Origin of the sequence: Lysinibacillus sp., from assembly GCF_032093475.1 — a bacterium.
GTDB classification, from domain to species: domain Bacteria; phylum Bacillota; class Bacilli; order Bacillales_A; family Planococcaceae; genus Lysinibacillus; species Lysinibacillus irui.
On the sequence record NZ_DAMDAY010000063.1, the window covers coordinates 1 to 24,012 of the forward strand.

Sequence of the window (24,012 nt, forward strand, 5' to 3'; positions counted from 1 at the left end):
TTCGTACGATTTTCTCTAATGCATCTAGAGGCTCTCCTCTATTACCTGTTGCAAGAATGATAATTTCATCATCTTGATATTTTTGCATTTCTGAAATCGGAATAATTGTATCTTCTTCAACTGTTAAATAACCTAGCTGTACGCCTAAATCAACAGCCTTTTCCAATGGTTTACCAACAATCACAACTTTACGGAATGATTTTTGGGCTTGGGCAAAAACTTGTTGAATACGAATAAAATTCGATGCATAAACAGCTACTAAAATACGACCTGGTGCTGAGTGGAATGTTTTTGATAATTGTTCTTCAATCACAATCTCCGATGTCGTATATCCTGGTCGTTCAGCTTCGCACGATTCAGATAAGAGAATAAAGACACCGTCTTCTCCTAATTGTGCCATTTTTGCTAAATCAGGTTTGAATTTACCTGTTGCTGACTGATCGAATTTAAACTCTCCTGTATGAACAATCGCGCCTTCAGATGTATGGAACACCACCCCTAACGAATCGGGAATACTATGTGTTGTGTGGAAGAATGTTACATACGTTGAATTGAAATTCATACGACTTCGATTTGTTACTTCAAAAAATTTCACCTGATGTGGTGCAGGTAATTCTTTTAAATGTTCCTTTGCTAATGCAATTGTTAATTTTGATCCGTACACAGGTGCCTTTATTTTTTGTAAAACATAGGCAATAGAACCGATCGCATCTTCATGACCATGTGTTAAGAAAATACCTTTCACACGCTCTTTATTTTCTTCTAAGTACGTAATGTCAGGAATCACGATATCTATGCCTAGCATCTCATCTTCTGGGAACATTAAGCCGCTATCCACTACAAATAGCTCTTCATCAATTTCTACTACGTACATTGCTTTCCCAATTTCGCCGACCCCCCCAAGAGGGATGATACGAATTAATTCATTTTTCTTTTTTGTCAATTTATTTCCTCCTAAAAAATATCCCGAACAGCAACCACTTAACATTTATTATACGGTTTGCAAAGCTTTTGCACAAATTAAAAATACATGTTTCACGTTGGAAATAGATTTTCTTTTATTTGCTTATTATTAGGAGAGGGATCAGCAGATATTGGATAACTTGTATCATGATAGTCATATTAGTATTTTTGAGGATGAGAAGTAATGGATTGAGGGGTCTTTCATCTTTTTTCTAGCATACAAAAACGAGGCTGAAAGAATCTCAGCCTCGTTGCTTTTTATCTAAAACTTTTCGCTTTTTCTTGATACGTATCCCAAATTCTGTCGAAGTTAGCTTTCTCTTGATCTGTCATTTCCATCATTGGTAGACGTACATTGAGTGTATCAAAACCTAATTTTGTCATCGCATATTTAATAGGCGAAGGATTTGGTTGAGCGAACAGCGCACGTACTAAAGGTAATAATGCTCGGTGAATTTTGGCTGCTAGCTTATGATTTCCTTCTTCAAACGCTTTAATCATTAATTGCATATCATTGCCTACAACGTGAGCTGCTACGGAAATAACGCCTGCCCCGCCAATTGCCATTAGAGGTAATGTTAAGCCATCATCTCCACTATAAACTAAGAAATCATCTTCTGGGTCAACATTCTCGATAATATCACCCATTTGATCTAAATTACCACTCGCTTCTTTAATCCAAGCTATGTTTGGAATCTTGCTTAACGCAACAGAAGTTTCATAGGCAACATTGACACCAGTACGCCCTGGGACATTATAGAGCATAACAGGTAAACTCGTTTGTTTAGCAATTGTTTCAAAGTGAGCAAAAATCCCACGTTGATTTGGCTTATTATAGTATGGAGCTACTAGCATGATGCCATCGGCTCCATTTTCTTCTGCTTTATGAGTCATTGCGATAGAGTATGCCGTTTCATTATCCCCTGTGCCGGCAATAACGGGTACACGACCAGCTACTTTCTCTACTGTAAAGCGCACAACTTCAATTTTCTCCTCCGTTGACATCGTTGGGTTTTCAGAAGTCGTACCACAAGCAACTATACAATCTGTACCGTTATCTATCAAATGATTAATAATACGTTCTAGTTCTGGATAATTAATCGTGCCATCATCTTTGAACGGCGTAATCATTGCCGTTCCAATTCGACCTAAATTCATCCTTACACCCCTCTTATAGTAAGTTATCCTCAAGCATTGCTTCTGCAATTTGGATAGAGTTTAATGCGGCGCCTTTTAATAAATTGTCAGAAACGATCCATAGATGGAATCCTTTGCTATTGTCTAAATCTTGACGGATACGTCCTACAAAAGTAGCGTCTTCCCCTTCTGCATAAATAGGCATTGGGTAAGTTTGTGTTGCAATATCATCTTGTAATATCACACCTGGTGCATTGCGTAATACGTCGAAAATTTCTTGAATTGACGCTTCTTTCTCTACCTCAATATAAACTGATTCAGAGTGACCTGAAACAACTGGCACACGAACACAAGTAGCAGCTACTTTTAGCTCTGGTGCATGCATAATTTTTTTGGTCTCATTAATCATCTTCATTTCTTCGTATGTAAATCCATTATCTGTAAATTTATCAATTTGTGGAATGACATTACGAGCGATTGGGTAATGACGTTTATCACTACCAGACGGTAAAATAGTTGCTTCTACATCTTTACCTGCTTCCCAGTTTGCGCTTTGTGCCTTTAATTCTTCAATAGCAGAAATACCTGCACCTGATACTGCTTGATAAGTTGAAACAATTACTTTCGTTAAACCAAATGCATTACGAATTGGTTCAAGTGCAGCTACCATTTGAATTGTTGAGCAGTTTGGATTCGCAATAATCCCTTTATGCTTCGCTAAGTCGCCACGATTCACTTCAGGAACGACAAGCGGTACCTCTGGATCCATACGGAAATGGCTCGTATTATCAATTACTACTGCACCACGCTTAGCAGCTTCAGGTGCAAGCACAGCTGATACTGACCCACCAGCTGAGAATAAAGCGACATTGACGCCTTCAAAAGCTTCAGGTGTCGCTTCTTCAATTGTATATGTTTGACCATTAAATTCGATTGATTTTCCTGCTGAACGAGCAGAAGCAAGAAATTTAATGTTCCCAATTGGGAATTTACGTTTAATTAACTGCTCCATCATTTTCGAACCAACTGCCCCTGTTGCCCCAACAACTGCAACCGTTAACTGCTTTGTCATCTGTCATCTCTCCTTGAATACATGTTTCATAATGTGTGCTATTGTATCACAAAAATACTGAAAATTGTGTGTAATATATGATTTATTTGAAATATTGTATCAACAGCGGTTGTAATTGCTTTTTCTGCGTAATTGCTGCATGAACAGTATCCACCATTTGATCAAAATCAGCAATTAAAGAATTCGGTTTGGAATGAGGGGAATCTTGACCAAATGGAATAAAATAGATGTTTTTAGCATTTAACAACTTCATAATATTGATACCATTTAAGCCAAGTGCATCGTTGGTTGAAATACCTAATACTACAGGAGACCCATTACGTAAAGTTGCCTTCGCTGCCATTAATACAGGACTATCTGTTGCTGCATTAGCAAATTTACTAATGCTATTGCCTGTCATTGGCGCAATGACCATTGCATCTAAAGGATTGGATGGTCCAAATGGCTCCGCCTCTTTTATAGAAGAAATAACCTTTTCACCCGTTAATGCTTCTATTTTTGCAATCCACTCTTCCCCTGTCCCAAAGCGGGTAGCCGCATGTAAAACGGAGTGGGTAATGATAGGAATAACTGTAGCCCCAACATCAATAAAATTTTGAATTTTAGGCACTACATCTTCATAAGTACAATGCGAAGCAGTAATACCTAGGCCAATTCGTTTCCCCGTTAACAATTTTCTTCCTCCTCTATTGCCTTGCACAATATTGTAGCTGCGTCATGTGCAAAGTATTTCCCAGGCAATGATGGCAATAGTACATACGTTTGTAATTGATCAGCATCTATATCTAAACAGCCTGGCTCTGAGGCTAAATCATATAAAACTGCTGGAACATGCTCAATAAATGACTCTGTAATCCATTTTGCTGGAATTGTATTTATAAAAATGCTATCCGTAATAGACCATTGACGGTCATCTAAATTTGTAGCTTTATAACCATATGCTTTTGCTTCACTCACTTGTACAACTGAACGTGCCACAATATGAACATTCGCACCCATTTTAACAAGTAAAGAGGCGAGCATTTTGGCGATACGACCGAAGCCTGCGATCGTAAAATTTTGTCCGTAAATACATTTTTGCTCGAGTCCGTAGAACGTGGCGATAAATCCCTCCGCTGTTAACCGAGCATTTTGCCAAATAAACGATTCTTGTTGTAAATAACAAATGGATTCATTTTTCTCCAGCAATTGCTTCCAATGCATCGTTAATCGACCTGTATAAAATTTAACTTGTGATATGCCATATAGTTGCTCAACTTCTATTTTCAACGGAAGAATAGGTAGGATAATTTTATTTGGTTGGAATTCTAAAACAAGTTTATTTAACTCTTCGTTCCAAACTGTCGTTCTTTTATAAAACACTGTTCTCGATGGACTTCTTAGCATTGTTGCTAATTCCTTTAATCTCGAGTCCTCACCGATAACAAGCCATTTTTCGTTTTCCAAAAGCTCACCTCACTGTAAATATTCTGATTGTACTGTAGATGTCTTATTAAATAAAATCCGATCTTCTCCAATTAATATAATTTCATGCCAAGGTATCATTTCACTAACTTTCATCTTCTTTTTTTGGAATGGTAATTTATCTTTCACAATCTCAAATCCATGTATTTTTCCTGTTTGCACATCCAATAGGCATTCTGTATGTGCTAAAATGCCAAAATGTACGCCACCCTCAATTTGAATTAATTCTTTATCCACCATCTCAGATAGTAGCATGCCTCATCTCCCTCCTTGAGCCGTTACCTCAATATATGCCGAGTTTTTGCAAATCGTGCCCCCTACCAAAAGTAGGAATATGTTGCATTTTTATCACCTACTGTATATAGTGTATATATACAGTTATAAGAGGTGAGGATTTGTGCATATTCATTTAAGTAATGCTAGTGATAAGCCTATTTATGAGCAAATCACCACACAACTCAAAGAGGCCATTCTAGCGAATAAATTTCAAGCAGGTGATGCACTACCATCTATTCGTGCCCTAGCAAAGGATTTAAAAATAAGTGTGATGACGACCAAACGAGCATATGCCGATTTAGAGCGAGATGGCTTCATTGAAACAGTCGCTGGAAAAGGAAGCTTTGTCACCGAACGTAATCAAGATTTTTTACGCGAGGAGTTACTACGTCTGGTGGAGGAACATTTGCAGAGGGCGGTAAGAGCAGCGAAAACAGCTGGTCTTTCTAAAGAAGAAATGCAAGAATTAGTATCTTTACTGTTAGAGGAGGAAATTTAAATGAATGCCATTGAAATTCATGGTCTACATAAGATTTTTGAAGGCTTTTCCCTTAAAGATGTAAGCTTTTCAGTCCCTCAAGGAACGGTAATGGGCTTTGTCGGTGAAAATGGGGCAGGAAAATCAACTACCATTAAATGCATGCTGAATTTATTAAAAAAAGAATATGGCGAAATATTGCTTTTTGGTCAGGATCATGTCGAACATGAGCTATCGATAAAAAACGACATCGGTGTAGTGTTTGACGATTTACATGTACCTGAGACGCTAAATGCGACGCAGCTCGACAAGATTATGAAAAAGGTATTTCAAACGTGGGATTCTAACTATTACTTTGAACGATTGACTCAATTTAACGTACCAAAGAGGAAGAAGATCAAGGAACTATCACGAGGAATGAGGATGAAGCTGTCGATTGCATTAGCCTTGTCACATCATCCAAAATTATTGATTTTAGACGAACCAACAAGTGGACTAGATCCTATTATTAGGGATGAAATTTTAGATTTATTTTTAGCATTTATGCAGGATGAAACACATAGCATTTTATTTTCTTCTCATATTACAAGTGATTTAGAAAAAATTGCTGACTATATTACGCTCATCCATAATGGTGAAATTTTATTGAGTGAAAGTAAAGACGCTCTATTATATGATTACGGCATTTTCAAAGGGAGTAGTGAGGAAGTAAGCGTATTGCCAGAGCATGCCATTATAAAAAAACGAAATGGAGCATTCGGAATTGAAGCCCTCGTTCTGAAACATGAAGTAAACGAGGCTTTCCGACTCGGAAAACCTTCTATAGAGGATATCATGCTATTTTTTGTGAAAGGTAGTGTTTAAATATGATAGGTCTTATAGTAAAAGATTTAATGACTATTCAACGTCAATTGAGATCCCAGGCATACGTTGTTCTATTTCTTCTTGTGATGGCGATCTTTATGCAGCAAAGCTCAATGCTGCTGGCTGTTATTGTCTTTATTGTAACGATTCAAGCTATAACTGCTCTTACCTACGATGAGCAAAGTAGCTGGGATAAGTATGCCAATACCCTACCGATTTCTAAAGGGGATATTGTTCTTAGTAAATATATACTGAGTGTATTGCTTATGATCATTGGTCTTATTATTGCACTGCCCATTATATTTCTTATCAATTATTTTACCGATCAAGGTATCACCACAGATTTTTTCCTAACATTTAATATGATTGTGACATTGGCTCTCTGTCTGTTAGCTGTATTATTACCTATTTATATTAAATTTGGCTCCATTAAAGGAAAAATGGTTTTGATTGCGCTTTGTTTTATCCCAGGCTTCTTGTTAGGGATGTTTAAAGAGTATCTACCCAATATACCCTTCACTTTTTTAAATGTTAAACAGTTTATGTTTGTAACACCATTTGCCGGATTATTAATACTTTGGCTATCCTCGTTAATTTCTACAGCCATTTATAAAAGGAAAGAGTTCTAGGGAGGGGTTCTATGCGAGCATTATTGTTACAAAGATTTGTCGTACAAAAATGGTCTCTCATTTTTGCAATGGCCTTATGTCTACTCCTTAATTTTGTTCACTTCTCCTTCGTGGATAGCCCTTCCATTGGTTTGGTGATCGTCGTCATTTCGGCCACACTTGTTGAAAATTTATACAGAGGAGATCGACAAGTAAACTGGGAAGTGTTTGTCAATAGCCTACCTCTGTCAAAAAAGGCGCAATTGCAGTCTGATTTCCTTTATTGCTATGGCCTTATTACTCTGCTCTTTCTTTTCATTGCACCAATCTATTTCTCTCAACCCGAAGCTTCTACAGATTTTTTGGAGCATTTTGCTATGTATTTCGCTTATATAAGCAGTGCTTATTTTCTCATCTGTAGTCAATTTTATATTCAGCAACTTCAAGAAAAGGAGGGAATGCGAACTATCAGAATGCTTTCGGCTACCTTGCTGATTATTCTGCTAAACTTTGTTGTTCATTACTATTTATCATTAGTAGCTGGAAACTTATTCACCTTAGTGCTCCCAACAATTGTTAGCATCCTCATTAGCGTTCTTACGTTCCATAAATGTCTTCATTTATATACGACAAGAGAAATTTGCTAACTATTCATTGAAAAATAGGCTGCCTTTATTGGCAACCTATTTTTTATCAATGACAACATGTATCAATTTGTCATTGGCAATATCAATCGTAAAGGCTTTGCCAAATCCTACGATATACCGCCCAGCTACTGGCGTTAACTCAAATAATGAGAAATCAAGTGAACGTAACATTGCCATCATTTTTGCATTAAATAGTTGATCAAAGGCTGCAAATACTTTCTCATGCCCTTCATTGCCCAAATTTTTAGGCTGACATTGCCAGCGTGCTCGCTCTGTGGCAAAAGGATTAGCTGTTACTGCTTCATCCGCTACACAAATTAAATCGACTACTTCTGACTTCTCCATTAGCTGGTAATGCTCTGCAATCCGACTAATATAAATATAAAATTTTCCATTTAGTCGTACAAAAGGGGCTGTACTACTAAAAGGCCTGCCTTCTCCATCCACGAAGCTTAATACACAATTTTTTTTATTTTGAATAAATGCTTTATAGTCCTGTTTTACTTGTTCCAAATCGATTGCTTTTGGCATGCACTTTCCTCCTAAGCTTTTACCGTATTTTTTAATTGAATTCTTGGAGCACCATCCCATGAAACATATTGAATTTCCGCTTCCATCCGATAGATTTGTTGAATCATCCGCTCTGTCATGACTTCATCTGGTGTACCCATATGAGCTCTTTTTCCATCCTTTACCACCACTATTTGATCACTGTAGCTAGAGGCTTGGTTTAAATCATGGAGTACCATCACAACGGTCATGCCCATGTCACGATTCAGCTCTCGCACTAATTCTAGCACTTCATGCTGATGCGCAATATCTAAGAATGTCGTGGGCTCATCTAATAATAAAACTTCGGGCCGTTGCGCTAAAGCCATGGCAATCCATGCGCGCTGTGCTTCTCCCCCAGACAAGGCAGCAATGGGCTTTTCTTTATAATGTGAAAGACCAGTTTTTTCTAATGCCCAATCAATAATGTTCTCATCCTCTGCATTGAGACGCTCAAACCACTTTTTATGTGGATAACGACCATAGGCCACTAAATTTTTGACAGATATATCAGTTGGGGCTTGATTTTGTTGACTAAGCATACACATTTTTCGAGCAATTTGTTTTGAGGATAATCGACGCATATTTTCCCCATCAAACAAAATAGTTCCTGTCTGGTACGGCTGCATCCTTGCAAGGGCCTTTAATATCGTTGATTTGCCAGAGCCATTCGGTCCAATGATGGATAGGATTTCGCCTTTTTTCACATCAAAAGAAAAGTCATGGACAACTTCCTTTTGTTCATAGCTGATAGATAACTGTTCAATCTTTAACATTAAAACGCCTTCTTTCTCATTAAGTATAAGAAGTAAGGTCCACCAATGACGGCCATTAAAATACCTGCTGGAATATCAAGAGGTGCAAATAATGTCCGCCCGCCAGTATCGGCAATCAATAAGACAATCGCCCCCAAGGCCATACTCATCGGCAACATATACTTATAATCTGAGCCAACGAGTAATCTAGCCATATGCGGTACGATTAATCCAACAAAACTAATCATACCAACTGCAGCGACTGAAATAGCTGCTAGAAAAACAGCTAAAATAGATAACATAATACGAATACGCGTTACACTTTCTCCTAAATTGGTCGCCACCTGATCACCTAAACGAATGATATTGGCTTTGCGAATCGCAAAAATGGATAGTACCCAACCTATGATGGCATACAAATAAATCATATGTAGTGATGCATTCCCTTTTGCAGCGAGACTACCATTCATCCATTGCACAGCTGATGGCAAACGATCACTATAAAGAATCGATAAAAATCCAATGACTCCGCCGCATAAAGCGTTCACGGCTACCCCCGATAAAATAATAGTGATGGGTGTAATGCCTGTCCGTCTCCAAGCGAGAGCATAAACAATTGCAGCCGCAATCAATCCGCCCACAAATGCAGCTAAAGGAATGAAGTGTGTCAACTCTGGATTTGCTAAAAGGATGAGTAATACAAAGGCTGCTGCCCCGCTTGTTACCCCTGTTAATCCAGGATCTGCTAACGGATTGCCCATAACTGCCTGCAATAAGGCACCCGAAATGGCAATACTTGCACCAATAATTAAAGCCAATAACACTCGAGGTAATCGGATATCCCAAATTATTGTTGTATATACACCTTCCTGATCATGTCCATTGAGAAGGGTGGTTAAAATATTAGGAACGGAAATATGAACACTACCTAACCCGACCGCAATGATTGCCACTACTATCGTAACCACAAAGGTTGTAATTATAATCATGCGACTTCTTGTTGTATGAATCATACCTTTACCTCACGAACTTATTTATAGAAATAATCTGCAATTGTTGTCAGTGCTGTTTCTACATTCGTAATAGATGTTACACCGAATGTGCTGTAATCAAGTACATAGATTTTATTATTTTTATAGGCTGATAATTGTTGCCAAGCGCTATTTTTTTCAATTTCTTGTTTAAATTTATCTTCATTTGCCCCGTGGTCACCCGATGCTAACACAAAAACAATGTCTGGGTCAGCCACAATAATATCTTCAAGATTCATAGGTGAATAAGTTGAATCTGCTTTTAACACAGATTTCGCAATATTGTCTGCCCCTAATCGTTCCACTAAGCTTCCTAAATAAGATTTGTCGTTCATTACCATAAAGGAATCCGATGTACCGATTACAAGCATTACGGAAGGTAATTCTTTGCCTTGTGCTTGAGCTTCTAACTCTTTTTCCTTTGCTACGATTCTTTGTAAAACGTCATTCATTTTTTCTTCTTTAGCAAAGTACGTACCTAGCACTTTAAAGCTCAATTTTAAGTCCTCATACGAATCTGTCGGTAAATAAGCTGTCGGCAAATTCATCCCTTGAAGTGCCTGATCGAGCGAGCTTTGTAGGGAGGAAGCTCCAATTATTAAATCCGATTGTAAGCTCGAGATGACCTCTAAGTCAGGTGACATAGGTGAGCCTATTTTTGTAATCGAATCAAAATCTGTTGGTATAGGATTGGTCGATGTTGGTACCCCTACAGGTGTAATTCCTAGGAGATGTAACATTTCTGTTAATGGAACCGAAGTGGTTACTATGTTTTCTGGTATGGTCGTTGGGAAGCTTGCTAATGCTTTTTGAAAGGCTTCTTCATCTACCCCATCCTGAATCTTGGCTTTTTGTACTTTAGCTGTATTAGCTGTTTCTTGTTGCTGTGTTTCTTCTTTCTTCACCTCTATGTCGATATTTTTATCTTCCTGCTCTACACAGCCAACTAGTGTTAATGAAATCACAAAGGTACTAGCGATAAGCCATTTTTTCACCTATATATCCTCCAATCAACTTTTTAATTGAAAATGATTTTCAATATCATTTATACTATCAAAGCTAATTGAGAATTACAACACCTAATTGATAAAGAGGAAAACACGAAAAAGGAGAACTTCGAAAATAATCAAAGTTCTCCTCTTACAATTATTTAATTTTGTTGACTTTATTCACTAGGACCGATAATCGAAATAGCTGGTTCTGCTTTTAATATTTTAGCAATTAGACGATCTATCGACTCCATCGATACAGCATCTATCGAGGCAAGAACATCGTCTACAGTTCGATGCTTCCGATGGACAAGTTCACTCGTTCCATTGCGATTCATACGAGCACCCGTCCCCTCTAATCCAAGAACGAAGCTCCCTTTCAGTTGCTCTTTCGCATTATCAAGCTCCTCCTCCGTAACACCGCCTGCAACAATATCCAGTAACGTGGCATCAATCGTATGTTGGAGCTGTGCTAATTGTTGACGGCTTGTACTACCATAAATCGTAAAAGCACCAACATCTGCATAACAGGATTGATAAGAAAAAATAGAATAAGCTAACCCGCGTTCTTCACGTACCTCCTGAAACAGACGAGAACTCATATTGCCTCCAATAATATTGTTCAGAGCAATAAAGCTATACATATCTGGATCTTTTACACCGATTGCTGGATAAGAAATGGCTAGATGGGCTTGCTCTGTATCGCGTATTTTTGTAATCTCTCCCGGATAAAATGGAGGATTTGTTAGCACAGGCGCTACAGCATGTGGTGAAGGCTGATATTGTCCAAATAAATCTTCAATCTTTTGTAAAAGCTGCGGAGAAATATTTCCTGCAATAGAAATTACAACAGACTCTGGACCATAATGTTTGGCCATATATTGTCGAATTGTTTCTGCTGTAAATGTCTTTAACGTAGCTGCAGTACCAAGTATTGGACGACCAAGTGCGTCATTCGGATACATGACACTCCATAGCTTTTCATGTACATCATCATCAGGAGCATCTTCGCTCATTAATATTTCTTCTAACACCACTTGTCGTTCTTTTTCTAATTCTTCCTCTGCAAACGTAGAATTAAAAAACATATCAGCAAGTATTGTGACAGCGAGCTCTGCATGATGATCTAAAACTTTTGCATAGTAACATGTATTTTCTTTAGACGTGAAGGCATTTAGCTCTCCTCCAATTCGATCAAATTCTTCCGCAATTTGACGAGCTGAGCGAGTAGCTGTTCCTTTAAACAACATATGCTCAATAAAATGTGTAATACCATTCTCTTCAGGTAGTTCATAGCGGGAACCTGCATTCACAAAAATACCTAATGCAACTGATCGAACATGATCAATCTGCTCAGATACAATACGAACACCATTTTGACATGTATGTACTTGAACCAAAAAATCTCCCCCAATTCTTAATTTCTCTATTGTATAATTCCTAACATTCTTTTTGTTACTATCTAAAAAGGCTGCGCAATCATACGCAGCCCTTTGATCATTTTTATTTTTCTTGTTCAGCGCGTTCTTTTTCCTCTTGAATCACAACTTTACGAGATAAATTCACACGACCTTGCTTGTCGATTTCAATCACTTTAACAAGTAATTGATCACCAAGTTTTAAGACATCCTCTACTTGCTTCGTACGTTCCTCTTGAATTTCGGAAATGTGAAGTAAACCATCTTTTCCTGGGAAAATTTCACAAAACGCACCGAATTTTTCAATACGCTTCACTGTTGCTAAGTAGTATTCCCCTACTTTTGCTTCACGTACGATATCTTCAATTATTTGTTTTGCACGAGCATTCATTTCTTCATCAGCAGAAGAAATATAGATTGTACCATCTTGTTCCGTATCAATCTTAACGCCTGTCTCTTCAATAATTTTGTTAATTTGTTTACCACCAGGTCCAATTACATCGCGAATTTTATCTGGATTAATTTTCACAATAACAATTTTTGGTGCAAATTCAGATAACTTTTCACGTGGTTCTGAAAGTGTTGCTAGCATTGATTCTAGAATATGCATACGACCAACCTTAGCTTGTGTCAGTGCTTCTTCTAAAATATTGCGAGATAAACCATCGATTTTAATGTCCATTTGTAAAGCTGTTACACCTTTAGCTGTACCAGCAACTTTAAAGTCCATATCTCCTAGATGGTCTTCCATTCCTTGAATATCCGTTAAAATTGAATAGTGTTCACCTTTTTTAATAAGACCCATAGCAATACCTGCCACTGGTGCTTTTAATGGAACACCTGCATCCATCATCGCTAATGTTGATGCACAGATAGATGCTTGAGAAGTAGATCCGTTCGATTCAAGTACTTCTGATACACAACGAATTGTATATGGGAATTCTGATTCATCTGGAATAACTGCCTCTAACGCACGTTCACCTAACGCACCATGACCAATTTCACGACGGCCTGGTCCACGGATTGGGCCAGTTTCCCCTACAGAAAATTGTGGGAAGTTATAATGGTGCATAAAGCGTTTCGATTCTTCAACACCTAAACCATCAATAATTTGTACATCACCTAGTGCGCCTAGTGTACAAATAGATAGTGCTTGTGTTTGTCCACGTGTAAACAGACCAGAACCATGTGTACGTTGTAATAAGCCTGTTTCAGAAGAAAGTGGTCGAATTTCATCTAGCTTACGACCATCTGGACGAATCTTATCTTCCGTAATTTGACGACGAACTTCATCTTTAACCATTTTATCTAAAATTGTATAAACTTGTTTCATTGTTTCATCATCGGCTTCTTGTTCTTCATAAGAAGCGATAATACGATCTTTTACAGCTTGAATCGCCTCATCACGTGCATGTTTCTCCGCAGTTTGAATAGCATCATGCATATCCGTCTCACAAGCTGCTTTTATGTCGGCTTGAATCGCCTCATCAATTTCAAATAGTGTCACAGGTAATTTTTCTTTACCTACTTCCGCCACAATTTGCTCTTGGAAAGCAATGATTTTTTTGATTTCTTCATGACCGAACATAATTGCTTCTAACATAATTTCTTCTGGAACTTCAAGTGCCCCTGCTTCAACCATGTTGATGGCATCTTTGTTCCCTGCAACAGATAAATGAATTGTCGAATGATTCGATTGTTCTACTGTCGGGTTTACGATGAATTCTCCGTCAATATAACCTACTTGTACACCAGCTATTGGCCCATCAAATGGAATATCTGAAATAGCTAAAGCTAATGATGAACCAACCATTGCTGCCATCTCTGAAGTACAATCAGGATCGTTTGACATAACCATAGAAATGACTTGTACCTCGTTACGGAAACCATCTGGGAACATCGGACGAATTGGACGGTCGATTAAACGGCTTGCTAAAATCGCTTTTTCAGATGGACGTCCTTCACGTTTAATAAAGCCGCCAGGAATTTTACCTGCAGCATATAGACGCTCTTCATAGTTAACTGTTAGTGGGAAGAAATCAAGTGGTTTAGGTGATTTAGACATTGTTGCTGTAGCAAGTACAGAAGTATCGCCATAGCGTACTAGTACGGCTCCGTTTGCTTGTTTTGCTAACTGTCCGACTTCAATTACAAGTGGACGGCCAGCCCATTCGTAGGAATAGACTTTCTTTTCGTTCATTCAATGAACCCCTCTCTATTATAAAAACACTTACTTCGTCTGTATGTACTAATAGTAAGTGTACCAAAAATGCTTGTTCTATGCTAAATAATATTTCATGAAATAATCATACATTTAAATTCAGTTATTGCCAATTTATTTAAGATTTATTTCTATATTTAATTGAAAAAGCATTTTGGTATATGGATTTTTTTATATTGATTCCTTCTTGACGAAAAGTAATGTATGTAAATGGAAGTAACTGTTATCAAACATTATTTTTTCTAGTGCAAGTTTTAACAATAGCTTTATTATAACATGGTGCTTAACATACAACATCTTACTAGTATAAAGAAAGTTCCGTATGTAGTAAAGTTTAAGCAATGGCTTGAGTGAACATTGGAAATGCAAGCCCCGAAAAACTATCTTTTACTGGCATGTCTGACTAATAGTCTCTCTTATAATTGAGAATAGTATTTTTATATTGATCAGTCTTTGTTGTGTAATAAAAAGTTATGGCTCTCTAATGAACAAAACCTAGGATAACCACTGCTTAGAAACATAAAAAAACTGTAGACAAACATAGGTTTGTCTACAGTTTAATACAGGAATACTTCCGCCTTTAATTAGCGACGTAAGCCTAAACGGTTGATTAGTTCACGGTAACGTTGTACGTCAGTTTCACGAAGATATTTTAATAAGTGACGACGACGACCTACCATTTTAAGAAGACCACGCTCAGAGTGGAAATCTTTTTTGTGTGTACGTAAGTGAGCATTTAGAGCGTTGATTTCCTCTGTTAATACTGCAACTTGTACTTCTGGTGAACCAGTGTCACTTTCGTGAGTACGGTACTCAGCGATAATTTCGTTTTTGCGTTCTTTTGTAATAGCCATTTGTATGGACCTCCTAAATTATAATTAATCCCCATTAGCACAGTAAACGTTGGAGTCATCGAAATACCGAGCTAAGGTTAAGCATTTATGCACTTATGAATGTTACCATAAATCAGTTAGTCAAGCAAGCAAAACGTAGACCTGAAGGATGTGAAGACAATGATGAAGTTAGCCTTCCAAGTCGTTAAAGTAGCGAATTGCTTCTTGTTTATCTTTTTCGATTTGTGTCTTCAACGCCTCAATACCATCAAATTTTCGTTCGCTTCGAATCCGTTTATACCAAGCTACATGTACTTCCTCACCATAGATATTTTTATCAAAGTTTAAAATATGAACTTCAATTGATAATTGCTTATCATTCGGATCTTTGAAAGTTGGTTTGTAGCCCACATTGCAGACCCCATCATACCAGTTATTTTGCACTAGTAAACGGACAGCATAGACACCACTTGCTGGAATAAAGGTTCCTTCTAATGCTTGGACATTCGCTGTAGGGAATCCGATTGTACGACCTCGTTTATCACCATGTACAACTATCCCATTGATTTCAAATGGTCTCCCTAATAGCTTTGTTGCCTCTTCCATATCGCCCTCTTGTAATAGCTTACGAATACGGGTAGAGCTAATTTTCTCAATATCGTCTGTTTTCTTCTCAACAACTGTTACACCATACTCACCATTACTTAGTGTACGCATATCGTCCATTGTTCCTTTACCAAATGCTCCAAACGAATAATCAAAGCCAGCTGTCACATGTTGAATATTTAATCCACGAATAAATGTATCAATAAACGCTGCTGGTGAAAGCTTGGCAAAATCTGATGTGAAATGGACAACAAACACTTTATCCACACCCTGTTCCTCAAACAGTTGTAATTTCTGTTGTAAGAGTGTAATATAAAACACTTTTTCGTTCCGTCCACCAAGGACTAATGAAGGATGTGGATCGAATGTCATCACTGCAGTTGGAATTTGACGTTTGTCCCCCTCTTCCTTAGCTGCCTTGATCACTGCTTGATGCCCTCTATGTACACCATCGAAAAAACCAAGCGCTAGTGAATATGCCTGCATGCTTTCTCGTTGCTGTAATTGATGTGGGTATTTTAAATGAATGACCTCCATTGAAAAATCCTCCTACTCTATCGTCGGAAACATCTTGTGTGGCTTCATCAAACCATCCTTCGTAGGGTGAGCCTGATAAACCGCAACTGCCTTTCCATTGATTCCAAACACAATTTTATCATGACTCTTTAATAATGCATCTGCTGGAAGCACTTGTCCATTGAAAATTTCTTTTTCATTGGCGGCAGTAATCTCAATATATGGATAGTCTGCTAATGCATACTCGACAGGTAAAATACAGGTAGTTACTTGCTCTGCATCCATTAGCTCTGCAACTTGTGCTAATGTAAAACAGTTGTCACGTGTAAAGGTACCAGAGGCCGTTCTTACAAGCTCCTTCATATGTGCTGGATAGCCTAGCGCTTCACCAATTTGCACAGCTAATGTACGAATATAAGTCCCTTTACTACACGCGATTCGGACAGGAAATGTTATTTCTTGCCCCTCATATAGTTCTACCTTGTCAAGAAGCTCTAAATCATAAATGGTTACTTGACGAGTTGGTCTTTCAACCGTTTCGCCTTTTCGAGCATATTCATAGAGGCGCTTCCCATTTACTTTTACTGCTGAAAACATGGGTGGTGTTTGTTCAATAGCACCTGTTAATGAAGCTAGAACCTCTAGTAATTGCTTACGAGAAAATGTTTTCACTGTCTGATCTTGTTCAACCGTTTCGCCTTCTGCATCTTCCGTTGTCGTTGTACGACCTATCGAAATGATAGCTTCATAGGTCTTCCCTGCATCAGTTAAATATTCTGCAATTCGAGTTGCTTGACCAATACAAATTGGTAGCACACCTTCAACACCTGGATCCAGTGTACCTGTATGTCCAACTTTTTTTGTCCGCAAAATTTTGCGTAATTTAAAGACACAATCATGGCTTGTCATGCCTCTTTCTTTCCAAAGCGGTAAAATACCGTTCATATAGCTCCTCCCAATTGCCTTCATTCATTTCGCAGTGCATCCTCACTGCTATCATTTTTTACAGTATGAAGATAAAAAGTCTGCCTGCATAAACATGCATGTGGCAGACTTTTTCAACTTATTCTTTGTGTAAATCTCTTAGCAATGTATCAATACGGTTACCATATTCAATCGATGAATCAAATTCGAAGATTAATTCTGGTGTACGTCGTAAACGAATGCGTGACCCGATTTCAGAGCGAATAAAGCCCGAAGCTTTTACTAACGCTTTAAGCGTGTCCTCTCGTTCACGTTCATTGCCTAAAGATGTAATATAAATTGTCGCTTGCTGTAAATCACCTGTTACTTCAACACCTGTAACCGTAACAAAACCAACACGCGGATCTTTTATTTTACGACCAAGAATATCACCGAGCTCCTTTTTCATTTGCTCAGCAACACGGTTTGAACGTAGAGACATATTTGTCACCTCTATTTCGATGTACAGATAGTTGTGTGTACCATGCTTTCGTAAGCTTGGACAACTACCTATTACTACTTATAAATAATCTCGCCACACATTAAGCTGTTCCCATGACGGATTTGACTCTAAATAGTGGAGCGCGTGATTAATTTCGCGTTCAGCTGCTTCTTTAGACGAAGAAACAGCAACAAGTGCTAATTTCGTACGCTGCCATACATTTTGATGGTCAATTTCCGCAATAGATACATTAAATTTCTGCTTGGTGCGGGTAATCATACGCTGTAGGACAGCACGTTTTTCCTTTAACGAATGGGCAGTTTGAATAATGAATTCAACTTCTGCATACACGATCATTAGACGCGTTTAACTTCTTCCATAATATAGGCTTCAATAATATCGCCTTCTTTAATATCGTTGAAGTTTGTAATGGTAATACCACATTCGTATCCTTTTGCAACTTCTTTTACTTCATCCTTGAAGCGTTTAAGTGTATCTAGCTCACCTTCAAAAATAACTACGTTATCACGAATTACACGAACACCTGAATCACGTGTTACTTTTCCTTCAGTTACGTATGAACCAGCAATCGTACCAACTTTAGATACTTTAATTGTTTGACGAACTTCTGCTTGACCAATAATTTTCTCTTCGAACTCAGGATCAAGCATACCTTTCATTGCTTGTTCAATCTCTTCAATTACTTTATAAATAATACGGTGTAAACGGATATCTACGCCTTCTTCTTCAGCTGCACGCTTTGCGTTTGCATCTGGACGTACGTTGAATCCAATAACAATTGCATTTGAAGCCGCTGCCAAAGAAATATCTGATTCCGTAATAGCACCAGCACCTGTGTGAATGATTTTCACATTTACGCCTTCCACATCAATTTTCATTAATGAGGCAGCCATTGCTTCAACAGTACCTTGAACATCAGCCTTCACAATTAGGTTAAGCTCTTTCATTTCACCCTGACTCATTTGTTCAAATAAGTTATCAAGTGTTACACGTTGTTTTTCTGAACGTTGCGCTTGGATTGCTGACATCGCACGAGTTTCCCCAACTTGGCGTGCTGTTTTTTCATCTTCAAAAACAACGAAGCGGTCACCTGCTTGAGGTACATCATTTAAACCTGTAATTTCCACTGGTGTTGATGGTCCAGCTTCTTTTACACGACGACCTTTGTCATTCACCATCGCACGAACTCGGCCATACGTATGACCAACAACGATTGGGTCACCTACTTTTAACGTTCCATCTTGTACTAAAAGTGTAGCAACAGAACCGCGTCCTTTATCAAGCTGCGCCTCAATAACCGTACCAAGCGCTAAACGATCTGAATTTGCTTTAAGTTCGCCAACTTCCGCAACAAGTAAAATCATTTCTAGTAATGTATCAATGCCTTCACCTTTTAATGCTGAAATTGGTACGAAAATTGTATCGCCACCCCATGCTTCAGGAACTAGGCCGTGCTCTGTTAATTCTTGCATTACACGATCTGGATTTGCTGATGGTTTATCCATTTTATTCACAGCAACGATAATTGGTACTTCAGCTGCTTTAGCATGATTAATCGCTTCTACTGTTTGTGGCATAACACCATCGTCAGCAGCAACTACTAAAATTGTTAAATCTGTAACTTTCGCTCCACGTGCTCGCATTGTAGTGAAAGCAGCATGCCCTGGTGTATCAAGGAATGTAATTTTCTTGTCGCCTTCTGTCACTTGGTATGCACCAATATGTTGTGTAATACCACCAGCTTCTCCAGCTGTCACTTTCGTGTGGCGGATAGAATCTAATAATGTTGTTTTACCATGGTCAACGTGTCCCATAATTGTTACTACTGGCGGACGTTCTGATAGATCTGCCTCGTTTACTTCTTCAGTTTGCTCGAAGTGAGTTTCTAAATCCGTAATATCTACACGGATTTCTTCTTCAACTTCTACACCATAGTCTGCGCAAATTAATTCAATTGCATCCTTATCTAATTCTTGGTTAATTGTTGCCATTACACCAAGCATAAATAGTTTTTTAATGATTTCCGATGGCTCACGGTGTAATTTTTTTGCTAATTCTGCAACTGATAATGATTCAACAAAAGTAATTTTTTCTGGAAGTTCCTTTTGTTTTACTGGTATTGATGGTTGATGCGTTTTTGGATGGCGACGTTTGCCTCCATGAATCCCTGGTTTTGGACGTTGGTTATAACCACCGCCACCTCTACGATTATTATTGTTATTATTATTATTTTGTGTCATATTTCTATTTTGATTACCTTTTGTATTCTTAGATTTTTCGTTAGACGAATTTGAGTTTTGCTGTGCGTGTTGCTGATTGTTTGCTTTAGGTTTAGAAGTAGCAGATTGCTGCCTTTGTCCCTCTTGCTTCTTCACCGAATGCTGTGGTTTTTGCTGGCCATTCGATTGAGGTCTTTGTGCCATGTTTTGAGTTGATTGTTTTGCTACATTTTTCTCAGGTGTTGCTTTAAATGATTGGTTTAACTTAGCCACAATATCTTTCTCCAACATAGACATGTGGTTTGTTACACTCACATTTAATTTACTTAGTGCTTCAATAACCTCTTTACTCGTTTTATTCACTTGCTTTGCATATTCATGAACTCTGATTTTGGTCATCTGCTCACCCCCGATTAGTTTTCGTTGAGTAGACTAGACAATTTACTTGCAAAACCTTTATCGGTAATAGCTAAAGCCACTCGGGCCTCCTTACCTGTAGCATGTCCTAGATCATAACGATCTCCAATTACATGATACTCAACGTTGTAGTACGTGCACTTATCTTGAATTTTCTTGCTAGAGTTTTTAGAAGCATCGTTTGCAAGCAGTACTAACTTAGCATTGCCATTGCGGACTTCCTTTACTACTAACTCTTCTCCTGAAATCACTTTACGTGCTCTTGCCGCAATCCCAAGCAAATTAAATATTGCTTGATTCATCATAAAATTGACTCCCTACGAATCAGCAAAATCAGTTCTTCGTATATTTCTTCAGGAATTTTCACATCAAGTTGGTGCCCTAATACATTTTTCTTACGTGCGATGTCAACTGCCTTCTCTGATTTCGAGACATACGCACCACGTCCTGGTTTTTTTCCAGAGACATCTACACTTACTTCGCCCTCTTTGGAGCGAACAACACGTATCATCTCTTTCTTCGGTAGCATTTCTCCAGTTGCTACACATTTACGAAGAGGTACTTTTTTGTTTACAGCCATAAGAATCACCATTCCTCTCTGAAGCTTGTCGTAAGAGGTGGACAAGTCATGCTCTACTTGACGCTCTGACAGTATTCAGTCGGCGTAGGGGGCCCACTGAATACTGTCAGCTGACTTGTCACACGGGCTTTCTTACTTATTCTTCGTCGTCTTGATATAAGTCTACTGCCACATCATCAAAATCACTTTCTTCATCGTCAGCAGGGATGAAAGTGCTTGTAGCAGAAGGATAAATACCTAGCTCACGAGCATCTGTCTCACTCTTAATATCAATTTTCCAACCAGTAAGCTTCGCAGCTAAACGTGCATTTTGCCCACGTTTACCAATCGCAAGTGATAATTGATAGTCTGGAACAACAACTGTTGTCGATTTTTCTTCCTCATTCACTTGAACGTCTAATACCTTTGATGGGCTTAAAGCATTCGCAACGAATACTACTGGATCTTCAGACCATTCTACGATATCAATTTTTTCACCATTTAGTTCATTGACAATTGTTTGTACACGAGCGCCTTTTGCCCCAACACATGAACCTACTGGGTCAACTTCTTCATTATGGGCATAGACAGAAATTTTAGAGCGATCTCCCGCTTCTCGAGCGATTGATTTAATCTCAACAATGCCTTCATAAATTTCAGGTACTTCCATCTCAAATAATCGGCGTAATAAACCTGGATGTGTACGTGACACAATCACTTGTGGACCACGTGTTGTACGTTCAACTTTTGTGATATACACTTTAATACGATCATGAGGATGGTAAGATTCACCTTGGATTTGTTCGTTAATTGGCAGAGCTGCTTCTACTTTACCTAAACCTACATAGATATTTCGAGCATCTAAACGTTCAACAACACCTGTTACGATATCATCTTCACGGTCCACATATTGTTCATAAATTAAACCGCGTTCCGCCTCACGTACACGTTGTGTCACCACTTGTTTAGCCGTCTGAGCAGCAATGCGTCCAAAATTACGTGGCGTTACTTCCTGCTCCACGATATCCTCTAGCTGGTAAGCTGGATTAATTGCTTTTGCATCTTCTAAAGCAATTTGCAAACGATCATCCTCTACCTCTTCCACAACATCTTTACGTGAAAATACGCGAATAGAGCCCTTATCTAAATTTAAGTCCACACGAACATTTTGTGCTTGGTTAAAGTTGCGTTTGTAAGCTGTAACTAATGCCGCTTCAATGGCTTCAATTAACACATCTCTTGAAATTCCTTTTTGTTCTTCTAGCGCATTCAGCGCATCTAACAAATCACTACTCATTTTATTTTCACTCCTAAATATGCATTATGCTGAAAAATCGATGGCAAGTCGTGCCAATGCGATTTTTTCTTGTTCAATTGTTACTGTTATTTTACGCGTTTTAATACGCACTTCCATCACTAATGTATGTTCATCGTATGACGTTAAGTAGCCTTGGAATTCCTTCATGTCCTTGATGGGCTCATAGGTTTTTACATAAATAAATTTGCCAATTGCTTTTTGAAAATCAGTATCTTTTTTTAATGGACGCTCTGCTCCAGGTGAAGAAACTTCTAAATAATAGTTTTGTGTAATTGGATCTTTTTCATCCAATAGCAAACTTAGTCGTTCACTAACTTGAGCACATTGGTCAATGTCAATTCCACCCTCAGGCGTATCAACGTAGACACGTAAAAACCAGTTACGTCCTTCTTTGACGAACTCAATATCCACTAGCTCAAGATTTAACTCATCCACAATTGGTTTAGCGAGCTCTTCAATTAAAGATGGTACTTTGCTCATTGTTTCCTCCTGTATCTATCAAATTCTAGCGTATGAACTGTTCATCACTGCCATTGATTCAGTAATGAACCTAAATAAAACAGAAATTCCACCAGTTGCTTTGGTGAAATTTTACGGTCTTACCTGCTGTTAGTCAAAATTTGTTTTGCTACGGTATAACAACAGAAAAGAGCGGGAAGGACCCACTCTTTTGCTGGAAAAATATCAACAAATTATTACCATAAGGATAGCACAGTTCTCGACACAATGCAAATTTCCTTCATTGAAGATAACCATATTGTGTCAGGAATTTGAAATTCTCTGTAACGTAACCTGACAAATTAAATTCCATACTAAAATAGTGATAACTGATTGGCATCAGGCATGCCTTCTAGACAACCAAGTTGATCCATGTATTCAATAAGTGTTTTCGATACACGACCACGTTGCTGTAAATCTTCCTTCGATAAAAACTCTCCCTCTTCACGGGCAGCTACAATCGTTTTGGCAACGTTGGTTCCAAGCCCTGGAATTGCATCAAATGGCGGAATAAGCGAATTCCCATCTATGACAAATTCACTTGCCTGTGAACGGTATAAGTCAACTTTTTGGAAGCTCATGCCTCGTTCGCACATTTCTAGTGCAAGCTCCAGCACCGTTAATAAGTTTTTCTCTTTTGTTGATGCATCTAAGCCCTTCATATTGATTTCATCGATACGTGCACGAATCATTTGTGAACCCTGAACCATTGCAATTAAATCAAAATCATCTGCACGGACAGTGAAATACGCTGCATAATACAGGATTGGGAAATGTACCTTAAACCATGCTATACGTACAGCCATTAAAACGTAAGCTGCCGCATGGGCTTTCGGGAACATGTATTTGATCTTTTTACATGATTCGATATACCAGCCAGGTACTTTATTAGCAAGCATCTCGGCTTCAAATTCCTCCGATAAACCTTTCCCTTTACGTACAGACTCCATGATTTTAAATGCTAGCGATGGTTCTAAACCTTGGTAAATTAAATACACCATAATATCGTCACGACAACCAATTACTTCCTTTAGCACACATGTGCCATTTTGAATTAGTTCCTGTGCATTGCCGAGCCATACGTCTGTTCCATGGGATAGTCCAGAAATTTGCACAAGCTCCGAGAATGTTGAGGGCTTTGTATCCTC

The 24,012-nt window shown here is 38.3% G+C and carries 27 protein-coding genes; 4 read left to right on the forward strand and 23 right to left on the reverse strand.

The window, feature by feature from the left end:
- The 6 genes from RT445_RS13775 to RT445_RS13800 form a co-directional block, all read right to left on the reverse strand.
- The coding region (locus RT445_RS13775; RefSeq protein WP_313470724.1) for a ribonuclease J at positions 1-943 on the reverse strand (943 nt) is incomplete at its 3' end.
- Between the two features lie 278 nt (positions 944-1,221).
- Positions 1,222-2,121, reverse strand: coding sequence for a 4-hydroxy-tetrahydrodipicolinate synthase (gene dapA, locus RT445_RS13780; RefSeq protein WP_274796029.1), 900 nt, complete (start codon positions 2,119-2,121; stop codon positions 1,222-1,224).
- 13 nt (positions 2,122-2,134) lie between these two features.
- Complete coding sequence (locus tag RT445_RS13785; protein ID WP_274796028.1) at positions 2,135-3,172, reverse strand: aspartate-semialdehyde dehydrogenase; 1,038 nt, start codon at positions 3,170-3,172, stop codon at positions 2,135-2,137.
- An 82-nt stretch (positions 3,173-3,254) separates the two neighbouring features.
- The gene (locus RT445_RS13790) at positions 3,255-3,845 is read right to left on the reverse strand and encodes a dipicolinate synthase subunit B (protein ID WP_274796027.1); all 591 of its coding nucleotides are present in this window, start codon (positions 3,843-3,845) and stop codon (positions 3,255-3,257) included.
- Entirely contained in the window at positions 3,839-4,618 is a 780-nt protein-coding gene (locus RT445_RS13795) for an NAD(P)-dependent oxidoreductase (RefSeq protein WP_274796026.1), read from the reverse strand. Before RT445_RS13795 ends, RT445_RS13790 begins: the two co-directional genes overlap by 7 nt.
- Positions 4,619-4,627: 9 nt before the next feature.
- Positions 4,628-4,891, reverse strand: coding sequence for a YlmC/YmxH family sporulation protein (locus RT445_RS13800; protein WP_004224966.1), 264 nt, complete (start codon positions 4,889-4,891; stop codon positions 4,628-4,630).
- A gap of 142 nt (positions 4,892-5,033) precedes the next feature.
- Here RT445_RS13800 and RT445_RS13805 point away from each other — a divergent pair, with 142 nt between their 5' ends.
- The 4 genes from RT445_RS13805 to RT445_RS13820 are packed head-to-tail and all read left to right on the forward strand — an operon-like array spanning position 5,034 to position 7,509.
- Positions 5,034-5,411, forward strand: a complete 378-nt coding sequence (locus RT445_RS13805; protein ID WP_312505221.1) for a GntR family transcriptional regulator — start codon at positions 5,034-5,036, stop codon at positions 5,409-5,411.
- Positions 5,412-6,254: an ABC transporter ATP-binding protein gene (locus tag RT445_RS13810; protein ID WP_312505219.1), complete on the forward strand. Its 843-nt coding sequence runs from the start codon at positions 5,412-5,414 to the stop codon at positions 6,252-6,254. It begins immediately after the preceding gene.
- A 2-nt stretch (positions 6,255-6,256) separates the two neighbouring features.
- Entirely contained in the window at positions 6,257-6,883 is a 627-nt protein-coding gene (locus RT445_RS13815; protein ID WP_312505218.1) for an ABC-2 transporter permease, read from the forward strand.
- 11 nt (positions 6,884-6,894) lie between these two features.
- Entirely contained in the window at positions 6,895-7,509 is a 615-nt protein-coding gene (locus tag RT445_RS13820; protein ID WP_312505216.1) for an ABC-2 transporter permease, read from the forward strand.
- Between the two features lie 36 nt (positions 7,510-7,545).
- Here the strand turns inward: RT445_RS13820 and RT445_RS13825 are convergent, their stop codons facing one another.
- The 17 genes from RT445_RS13825 to RT445_RS13905 all read right to left on the reverse strand — a co-directional run.
- Positions 7,546-8,040: a HugZ family pyridoxamine 5'-phosphate oxidase gene (locus RT445_RS13825; protein WP_312505214.1), complete on the reverse strand. Its 495-nt coding sequence runs from the start codon at positions 8,038-8,040 to the stop codon at positions 7,546-7,548.
- An 11-nt stretch (positions 8,041-8,051) separates the two neighbouring features.
- On the reverse strand, positions 8,052-8,834 hold the full coding sequence (locus RT445_RS13830) for an ABC transporter ATP-binding protein (RefSeq protein WP_312505212.1): 783 nt from the start codon (positions 8,832-8,834) through the stop codon (positions 8,052-8,054).
- Complete coding sequence (locus RT445_RS13835; protein ID WP_313470726.1) at positions 8,834-9,826, reverse strand: FecCD family ABC transporter permease; 993 nt, start codon at positions 9,824-9,826, stop codon at positions 8,834-8,836. The genes RT445_RS13830 and RT445_RS13835 overlap by 1 nt, the downstream gene beginning before the upstream one ends.
- A gap of 17 nt (positions 9,827-9,843) precedes the next feature.
- Positions 9,844-10,839 (reverse strand): ABC transporter substrate-binding protein, encoded by a 996-nt coding sequence (locus RT445_RS13840; RefSeq protein ID WP_274796017.1) that lies wholly within the window; start codon positions 10,837-10,839, stop codon positions 9,844-9,846.
- 170 nt (positions 10,840-11,009) lie between these two features.
- Positions 11,010-12,233, reverse strand: coding sequence for a M16 family metallopeptidase (locus RT445_RS13845; protein ID WP_312505206.1), 1,224 nt, complete (start codon positions 12,231-12,233; stop codon positions 11,010-11,012).
- 103 nt (positions 12,234-12,336) lie between these two features.
- A complete protein-coding gene (gene pnp / locus RT445_RS13850; RefSeq protein WP_274796015.1) occupies positions 12,337-14,451 on the reverse strand; it encodes a polyribonucleotide nucleotidyltransferase in 2,115 nt (704 codons plus the stop codon).
- A gap of 605 nt (positions 14,452-15,056) precedes the next feature.
- The gene (gene rpsO, locus RT445_RS13855; RefSeq protein ID WP_036121378.1) at positions 15,057-15,326 is read right to left on the reverse strand and encodes a 30S ribosomal protein S15; all 270 of its coding nucleotides are present in this window, start codon (positions 15,324-15,326) and stop codon (positions 15,057-15,059) included.
- Between the two features lie 168 nt (positions 15,327-15,494).
- Positions 15,495-16,448: a riboflavin biosynthesis protein RibF gene (ribF, locus tag RT445_RS13860; protein WP_274796011.1), complete on the reverse strand. Its 954-nt coding sequence runs from the start codon at positions 16,446-16,448 to the stop codon at positions 15,495-15,497.
- Between the two features lie 12 nt (positions 16,449-16,460).
- Positions 16,461-17,372, reverse strand: a complete 912-nt coding sequence (truB, locus tag RT445_RS13865; RefSeq protein WP_274796010.1) for a tRNA pseudouridine(55) synthase TruB — start codon at positions 17,370-17,372, stop codon at positions 16,461-16,463.
- A gap of 118 nt (positions 17,373-17,490) precedes the next feature.
- On the reverse strand, positions 17,491-17,832 hold the full coding sequence (gene rbfA, locus RT445_RS13870; protein WP_274796009.1) for a 30S ribosome-binding factor RbfA: 342 nt from the start codon (positions 17,830-17,832) through the stop codon (positions 17,491-17,493).
- Between the two features lie 78 nt (positions 17,833-17,910).
- Positions 17,911-18,189 (reverse strand): DUF503 domain-containing protein, encoded by a 279-nt coding sequence (locus RT445_RS13875; protein WP_008178987.1) that lies wholly within the window; start codon positions 18,187-18,189, stop codon positions 17,911-17,913.
- The gene (infB, locus tag RT445_RS13880; RefSeq protein ID WP_274796008.1) at positions 18,189-20,471 is read right to left on the reverse strand and encodes a translation initiation factor IF-2; all 2,283 of its coding nucleotides are present in this window, start codon (positions 20,469-20,471) and stop codon (positions 18,189-18,191) included. Before infB ends, RT445_RS13875 begins: the two co-directional genes overlap by 1 nt.
- Positions 20,472-20,485: 14 nt before the next feature.
- Positions 20,486-20,794: a YlxQ family RNA-binding protein gene (locus tag RT445_RS13885; protein WP_016994544.1), complete on the reverse strand. Its 309-nt coding sequence runs from the start codon at positions 20,792-20,794 to the stop codon at positions 20,486-20,488.
- A complete protein-coding gene (gene rnpM, locus RT445_RS13890; RefSeq protein ID WP_274796007.1) occupies positions 20,791-21,069 on the reverse strand; it encodes an RNase P modulator RnpM in 279 nt (92 codons plus the stop codon). Before rnpM ends, RT445_RS13885 begins: the two co-directional genes overlap by 4 nt.
- Before the next feature lie 136 nt (positions 21,070-21,205).
- Positions 21,206-22,345, reverse strand: a complete 1,140-nt coding sequence (gene nusA, locus RT445_RS13895) for a transcription termination factor NusA (RefSeq protein WP_274796006.1) — start codon at positions 22,343-22,345, stop codon at positions 21,206-21,208.
- 24 nt (positions 22,346-22,369) lie between these two features.
- A complete protein-coding gene (gene rimP / locus RT445_RS13900) occupies positions 22,370-22,846 on the reverse strand; it encodes a ribosome maturation factor RimP (RefSeq protein ID WP_274796005.1) in 477 nt (158 codons plus the stop codon).
- A gap of 332 nt (positions 22,847-23,178) precedes the next feature.
- The coding region (locus RT445_RS13905; RefSeq protein ID WP_483869416.1) for a helix-hairpin-helix domain-containing protein at positions 23,179-24,012 on the reverse strand (834 nt) is incomplete at its 5' end.